Origin of the sequence: Protofrankia sp. Cj3 (assembly GCF_917627355.1) — a bacterium.
Classification (GTDB): Bacteria; Actinomycetota; Actinomycetes; order Frankiales; family Frankiaceae; genus Protofrankia.
The window spans coordinates 11,732-18,336 of the sequence record NZ_CAKJTR010000112.1 but is presented as its reverse complement, the minus strand read 5'-3'; the positions used below and the strand labels follow the sequence as shown (position 1 = coordinate 18,336).

General features: G+C 64.2%; 5 protein-coding genes and 1 pseudogene. 1 reads left to right on the top strand and 5 read right to left on the bottom strand.

Going from position 1 to position 6,605, the window contains the following annotated elements:
- On the top strand, positions 1-190 hold a 190-nt coding region (locus MJ783_RS15385; protein ID WP_239311130.1), incomplete at its 5' end, for a hypothetical protein.
- A 1,200-nt stretch (positions 191-1,390) separates the two neighbouring features.
- Here the strand turns inward: MJ783_RS15385 and MJ783_RS15380 are convergent.
- From MJ783_RS15380 to MJ783_RS15360, 5 genes and pseudogenes are all read right to left on the bottom strand, one after another.
- Complete coding sequence (locus MJ783_RS15380) at positions 1,391-2,320, bottom strand: CHRD domain-containing protein (protein WP_239311129.1); 930 nt, start codon at positions 2,318-2,320, stop codon at positions 1,391-1,393.
- 366 nt (positions 2,321-2,686) lie between these two features.
- Positions 2,687-2,935, bottom strand: coding sequence for a WhiB family transcriptional regulator (locus MJ783_RS15375; RefSeq protein ID WP_239311128.1), 249 nt, complete (start codon positions 2,933-2,935; stop codon positions 2,687-2,689).
- Position 2,936: 1 nt separating this feature from the next.
- Positions 2,937-3,221 carry a hypothetical protein gene (locus MJ783_RS15370; protein ID WP_239311127.1) on the bottom strand — a complete coding sequence of 95 codons (285 nt, stop codon included), beginning with the start codon at positions 3,219-3,221 and terminating at the stop codon, positions 2,937-2,939.
- 325 nt (positions 3,222-3,546) lie between these two features.
- Positions 3,547-3,924, bottom strand: a complete 378-nt coding sequence (locus MJ783_RS15365) for a hypothetical protein (protein WP_239311126.1) — start codon at positions 3,922-3,924, stop codon at positions 3,547-3,549.
- Positions 3,925-4,380: 456 nt separating this feature from the next.
- A pseudogene (locus MJ783_RS15360) lies at positions 4,381-6,605 on the bottom strand (hypothetical protein); the annotation flags it as partial.

Below are 6,605 nucleotides of genomic sequence, written 5' to 3'. Positions count from 1 at the left end.
GTCTCCGACATCTTTATCCACGCTGTCTCGTCCAACTCAGGCCTATCAACAGACACTAGCGGTCGGCGTGTCTCCGGCACCGGGACGAGCCGTCTCCCGGTCACAACCGTTCACCGGCGTCATCCACCACGGCCTCCTGGCGTCTCGCAATTTTTCTGTCGTTACCTGCGTTATTGTCGACCATTTTTGATGTTGATCTGGACGAGTCAGAGCTTCGCAAGAATCTCGCCCACAGCCGCGATCCCGCAGCTGGAAATCGACTACCTCGTTCTTCTCCTGCCGGCCGATCACCTGCTGCCGGAACCGCAGCCCCGCCTCGGTGAGCGATGACACACCAGCGCCGGTGCAGCATCGGCACAGTCGTCAAGCATCCCGGCCCCTTCCGCTGCACCGGCGGACCGCGCCCGGCCCGGTCCGCACAGACCTACTGACGAGTAGGAAACCACCCTGAGGCGCGACTTGCACGAGAAATTCAATGGCTCATCACCGACTGACCGGCTGACCAGGTCAAACTCTCCACGGTGAGCTACCAGACCCGGTCCGGAGCACAACCGCCTTTTCAACATCAAAAATAGGATTCACCCTGGACCGACCATGCGCCCGGCCCACCACATATGGCCTTTGCCCCGACGAGGGCTTTGCGGCCCAGACCCGGTTCATGAGGACGAGACGGGCACATTCATATTGGCGACCACGCTGTCCAGCCACCCTCTCCGCCGACGCCCAAAACAGCTTGCCATGAGTGCGATTAACCATGAAACTTGATTAAGTTGGATGATAACATATGATTATCCAAGAAAACCGGCCTAACCGAAAATCCCAGCCAAGCAGACAATCAAGCTCTGGGTACGCAGGTGACCGATTCATCAGGACTGCTACTTGTTCGTAACCGTCTTCAGCCACAGCTCGTTGCCATCTGGAGAGCATCACATGCCGCTGAACACGACGAACAAATTTGCCGTGAAAAAGCGTGGAGCCACTGAAACTGGCCACGTACCGCGGATATCCGTTATTATCGTGAATTCGCGGCTGCGGACCAGCATAATAATCTTGGCATTTGTCTCCTCGGCGTACTCGGTCCGGACCTGTCTGATCGGAGTATGATCATAAGATTCAACACTGGCGTCCCAATGATGCGGGCCGCCAGCGGGATCGGCTGTACGTTGGCTGAGGTGCCTTGACCGCGGTCCGCCAACCGCACCTCTTGGCCGTGAAGGAATGACATCATCTCGGTTCTTAGCGGGTCCTCCCGATTGTTACGGAGAGCGCCTGGCCCGAGGGATATGAATCAAGGAGTGAGATTGTGGCGCGTGCGACGCGAGGCGGCGGAAGGAGCCACCGGAAGTGTTGGGTGACGACCGACGAGCCAGGGCGTGGTTCACGCGTCTGGTCAGGAGAAAAGCTGGCCCCGCACGGCACCACCTGGGAACGTGGCGGTGTGCAGGTTGACGTAAAAGCCGGTGGGCTTGCTCCGAATCCTGTTCACCAGGTCCGGATCAAGACTGGAAACCGTGCCGGACACCGCGAAAATGCCGCTCGGGACCGGAGCGGTGAACAACGGCACCGCCACTGGCCCGTTGACACCAAACGTGCCCTGGTGAATGTGGCCGAGAGTGGGCGTCACCCCGGTCCACGCCAACGAGTAGCCGACGCGGTTCCCGTCAGGGCGGATGAGCGCGATGGCAAGACCGTGCGGATCCCCCACCGCCGGTCCGCCTGCGACCGGTACCTCCTGGTCCCCAGACAGGAAGGCGTGCAACGGCCCGTGGTCGACCAGGTCAAGGGGGGAGAGGCGGTGTCCGGCGGGTGCCAGCTGCCCACGGACAGCCCCACCGGGGAACTCACTGGTGTGCAGGTTCAGGTAGAAGCCGGTCGGGTTGCTCCGGATGGCGCCGACGATCGCTGGGTCGGTGACCGTCACCGCGCCCGCGGCCGCTGTGACGGTGGCAGGCATCCCCTTCTCAGCGAACAGGCTCACCTTGACCGGGCCGTTCACGCCTTTCCCACCCGCGTGGATGTGCCCTAGTGTGGGCGCGGCGATGCCGCTCCAGCGGAACGCGAACGTGGCCCTGTTCCCGCGCACCAGGACCTGCGCCGTAGCCTGGCCGTCCGGGTCCCCAACGGCCGGGCCGCCCGGAACGGGCACCTCCTGGTTGCCGGAGAGTTCCGCCGTCAGGAACAGCGGGGTGCGGTCGACGGGTGAGAGCTGGTGGGTGGGCACAGGCGCGGGCGCCCCGTGGTCATGAGCAAGCGCAGGCGCCGCGCCCAGCAGGCTCAAGGCCAGCCCCGCTGATAATATCGTGAGGATGCGCTTTCGCAACGTTCCACATTCCTTTCACCAAGTTGCTGACCGTAGCGGGTTCATCGACACGCCTGTGGGACACACGGCATAGCCGTGCCAGAGGGTTCACGGCTGGCGACTTGCCGACAGGGCAAGACGTGAGAGGGTTCGGGGCTCCCCCGCCGGCAGGCCGCGGGGCAGCAACAACCCTTGATGGGCCTCGTCGTCGACGAGGTACAGACGCATCACCGCACGGCAGCGGAGACCACCCGGAACGGGCTGGATGGCCTCCGCCACGATCAGCGCCCAATCAGAGGACCCGTGACATCCGGACCAGGCCAGCGGGACCCCGGCACAGCCTTTCTGGATCCGCCAATCCCGCGGGCAGCGGGCCGTCGGCGACGGCTACGACAGCCTTACCTGCGACCGGGCCTGACGCTTGAGGGTCCGGCGTTCCTCCTCGGTGAGACCGCCCCAGACACCGGCGACCTGTCCGGTCTCCAAAGCCCAGCTCAGGCAGTCGTTCGTGATGGCGCAGCGGCGGCAGACGGCCTTAGCCTGTTTGATCTGCTGTTCCGCCAGGCCGGTCGTGCCGATCGGGAAAAAAATCTCGAGGTCCTCGTCACGGCACAGGGCACTGTGGCGCCAATCCATGTCAAGCCACCTCACCCAGGCCGTGTAGGGCGTCGTGAACGGATGCGCTCTGTCCGGCGACAGCGATCAGCCGCAGCGACGCATATAATGTGACTAATCTCTTATTAATCTCGCAAGCAATCTCCTCCATGGCGTACGGCGTAGCGCCGCTGACCGCCATGACCGGCGCGTAGAACGGGGCCTCCCGCGGCACGACGAGCCGAGGTGACGCCTTCGGTGCCCCGGACAACACGTCCAGCGGTGGATCCGTCGTTCCGCTCCGAGCGCTGTCGACATGGATTTGCATGGGGCTGTTGCCTGCCTCAGCCGATAAACGGGCATACCTTGCCATGACTCGTGCTCCCCTGCTGGTTGCGAATATTCATGCTATGATCACGAATTTTCTGATCTTCCCGCTTGTTTTTGATATCCGCTCCGAGATTCGACGATGACTGGAGGCCCCGCCCCTCGCGCCGGGCGAGCAGCAGCTTCGCCGGCCCGACACAGCGGACGATGCCATCACACCCCCGCAGCCCGGCCTCAACCGCTGGACCGCACGATCCCCACAGGATGGGAAATTACCTCTTGATTCCGGGCATATCAAGCACCTCAGCTACCTTTATCATCCCAGCTCAGATGTGTTTTCCCGTTGCCAAGGGCACCACCCGCGAAGATCGAAAATTCAGCACGCAATCAAGATCAACAAGATGCGTCGTGTTCCAAACAAGCTCATATACTCCCGGAATCAGCGTCGTTGCTTCTTCGGTGAGGGCCGTCACAGCGTAGTTGATGGGGTTTGGAGAATGCACCAGCGCAGACGGTGCCAGGTAGCTCCAAACGGAGGTCTCCATAAGGAAATCGTGGCTGATGATCGGCCTTTCCCGCTTTCGCCCTGGCGCCGCGTCGGCGCCCTGGGGCAGGTGGCCGGAATGAATTTCCGCCAGGGCCGGCCGCTTCGAGCGTGTGGCCTGATATTCAGCGGTGATCAATAACCGCGGCTTGTCGATCATGTCGACGGCCGAAAAATCGATCTTCGCGTTATACCAGCCAGGCAGCCGCGAAGAAACGGCGCGCCCAGTCGCCTACCAGACTCCTGGCAGTCCCGCTCCTGGCCGTCAACACACGCCGAGGAACATCCGACGCACCATGGCGTCGGCCGGCTGGGCTCCGTATTACGCCGGCCAGCGCGCGGAACAGCGCGAACGTCGGCATGGTGAAGCACGCTTGGCGACTGGTCAGCAACACCACCGATGATGGCAGCGTCATAGCAGGAAGCGTCGGTGCCCGCTCTTCCTGCCTGCCCGGGAGCGCCAGTACTTCCATTATCCCCCCCTGCTGGCCTCCTGTTTTTCCCGCCGCGCATCGCGGTGGCGCTGTAGGAGGCGGCCAGTCGATCCGATTAACCGGTTGCCGTATATTTTGTCTTCGCATGATGAGAAAATTCATTGATTCCCGCCAAGCCAACATCAACAGTCAAGAAAAATCGGCCGCTGCACCTGCTGCTCGTCGGGCAGCCGCTCGGTTACCGGGCATCCCAGGACAAACGTCTGGGGACAATCAGCACGGACGCTGGCAGCCGTGGATCCCAACTGGCCGGCATCCCGCGCCAGGGCGAACCGCTCCAGGTGCTCGCGCACCTCACCCGCGGCCAGTGGCCCGGTATGACCGGGCGCCACCTCGGCAAGCAGGATCCGTGTCACGGAGGGAGCAGCGGTGCCTGCCGGCTCGGACAGATCACCACCAGCTACCACGACGAACCGAGTGCCCGGCACAAAAACGACGTCAGCGCGTTCGGCGCCCAGCTCCAGCATCGTGGTTCGGCGCCCGGTATGAGACCAGATCACATATTCCACCTCAGTTCCGAAAACAGCGGATTCCGACGTGGTTGCCTGCACGAACGCAGGTTCCTCAAGGAACGCGCCGGGTTGGCAACGGGCGACGGTGACTGCGCCAGCTGACACGCCTCGATACACCGGACCGCGTAGCGTGGGCAACCGCCGCAGACCGTCCGCGGCAAAGGCCGCGATCGAACTATTTTCCAGATTCACGCCCGACCGCAGGATCCCGTCGATGTCGGGTTCGTCACCGGCCAGGTATGCACGCAACGCAACAAGTCCAGTAATCAAATCGGTTGTGGACGGGCCGCCTGCCGACGCCCGCAGCCCAGGCTGCTGGGCCAAGAGCCTGGCGATCGCACGGACATGCTCCCCGTGCCGGCGCCGGATGAGGTCAGCCGACTCATGCGGGGACAGGATCGCGGGATGCCCGGTGGACGAATCCGCCGTGACGTCAGGCGCCGCGGTCGACGAGGCTGGAACCCCGACCGGCCGCGGAGACATGCTGTCCGCACTCACGAGGTCGACCTGATCCGGCGCCAGCCCACCAAGATCTACTGGTCGGGCATCACCCTCGGTCATCTCAACGGAGGGTGGGCATGCCAGTGGGACAGCATGCTGGGTCAACGCCAGACCTGACGACGGTTCAGCCGGTTGCTCTCCCGCATCCGTACAACCAGGCACTTCCTCCCATGGCGGTCTGTCCGCCAGCGCAACGACCTCAACCGGCCGCACCGACATCGTTTCCAGATCACCATGATCCGCAATGGCAACCGAGACCTCCGGGACCTCCGTCGATATTGGCGTCGGCGTCTCCTCGCTCCGCTGCTGATCCTCGGCGAGGCTGCGGGGCTGCCGCAGTTCGACACCGGGGAAGGCGGTCTCGGCAGGCTGGGTCAATCGCTGCCCGGTGAGTGTGGGTTCGTAGCGCCACCACCGTCCATCCGGTTGGCCGGCAAACCGCGGCCGCCCGCTCCCGCGCTCCGGTTGGTCCGGCCGGCCGCGGAAGGCCAGACTGGCAGAGATCAGCTGCTGGCCCCACGTCCACAACGGTTGGTCGGCAACGGTGACGCAGATCCCGAGATGTGACGCAAGCAGCCGGGCTTGCGGGCCGGTCCCCGCCGTCGGCGGGTCCGACAGCAACACCAGCTCCCTGCCATCCCACCGATCCCGGACAGCTGCCAGCGCCAAGGCCAAGGCCCAGGAGTTGAGGCTCTGGTCGCCGACCCGGAAGGCAGCCGCGGAGCCGGCCGGGGCACGGTCGATCACAATACCGAACCACTCCGGTCGGGCGGACCGGCACCATACGCGGTACCGCTCAGCCAGTTCCGCCACGCCTGTGCCGCTGGCGGCGGCGAAAAGCACACCGCTCTGTGAACAGTCCGATGGGGTGACCGCTGGCCGTCCGGTCGGAACTGCCGGCATCGTGCCCGCAGCGCACTGCGGTGCTGTGGTAAGGGCCGCCTTGGCCGCGGCGTCGAACGGGTAGCAGTCCGCTATGGTCCGCACGGTCGGGATGTCCTGACCAACGCGTCTCGGCCATACCGCCCACCATCGGCCCCGTGGCCGCGGACCGGCCACGACCGGCACGCCGAGCCCATCAGCGAGCACTTGCGCCACCCAGCCCGCCGGAGTGTTATTGGTGACGAGCAGTAGCGGACGCGCGCCGAGGGCCTCCCGCTGAACCACGAGTTCGACGAGCCCAGCCGGGTCAAGCCGGGCACCCGCGGCTCCAAACGCGGCAGTATCCGGGTCATATTGGGCGATCACCGAGTAAAAATCGGAGTCAACAGACCACCACTGCTCAGGTTGCGCCGGCTCGCAGACGACGAGGACGTCGTCCACCGCGGCCACAA

What these genes read in the sequence shown, in the direction of transcription:
- MJ783_RS15365 (WP_239311126.1), bottom strand. Translation starts at nt 3,924, where the DNA reads ATGATCGACAAGCCGCGGTTATTGATCACCGCTGAATATCAGGCCACA.
- MJ783_RS15370 (WP_239311127.1), bottom strand. Translation starts at nt 3,221, where the DNA reads ATGCAAATCCATGTCGACAGCGCTCGGAGCGGAACGACGGATCCACCG.
- MJ783_RS15375 (WP_239311128.1), bottom strand. Translation starts at nt 2,935, where the DNA reads ATGGATTGGCGCCACAGTGCCCTGTGCCGTGACGAGGACCTCGAGATT.